The following is a 624-nucleotide window of genomic DNA, read 5'->3' on the forward strand; positions in this document are numbered from 1 at the left end:
TCGGGCAACAGGTTGCGCGCCAGCCAGTATTCGGCGCGTACCGCCTTCAGCCACACTCGGGTGCTGAGTTTGAGCCGTTCAGGCATGGGCACCACCCTGGCAGCGGTGAATACGGGACCGGTGACGGCGGGTCCCGGCCCGTCTGGATTCGGATGCTTCAAACATGTTGACTCACAGTGTGTTCAGGGAATTGGCTGGTTGACAGTTCGCATCGGCGGCGGTGTGTAGGGCTCAGGCCGAACACCTCTGACGTGCATAGCTCTCGATCAGGTCGGCGGTCCGCGCCACGCTCTCGGCAGCCGGGACCATCCGGGCGGCGACGCTGCGCGCACGGGCAGCGCACGCGGGGTCGAGGACCTTGCCCAGATCCGCGACCAATGTGTCTTGGGTGGTGCTGGAGAAGCTCCGTACTGCACCGACATTCAGCAGTTTGACGCGGGACGCCCACACCGGCTGCACGCCGTCGATCCACAGCACCAAGGTGGGCACCCCCGCGCGCAGGCTGGCCGCCAGCGTTCCCGCCCCGCCGTGGTGAACGGCCGCACGGCAGGCCGGAAAGACCGCGGCGTAGTTGACCGCGCCCACGACCTTCACGTGGTCGTACCGCGGGACGTCGCTGTAATC

General features: G+C 67.0%; 1 protein-coding gene. It reads right to left on the reverse strand.

Features of this window, described 5'->3' with window-relative positions:
• Positions 1-231 precede the first annotated feature (231 nt).
• Positions 232-624: glycosyltransferase (locus RM780_RS27610; protein ID WP_394813104.1), on the reverse strand; the 393-nt coding region annotated here is incomplete at its 5' end.

This window comes from Streptomyces boetiae (genome assembly GCF_031845405.1).
GTDB lineage: Bacteria > Actinomycetota > Actinomycetes > Streptomycetales > Streptomycetaceae > Streptomyces > Streptomyces boetiae.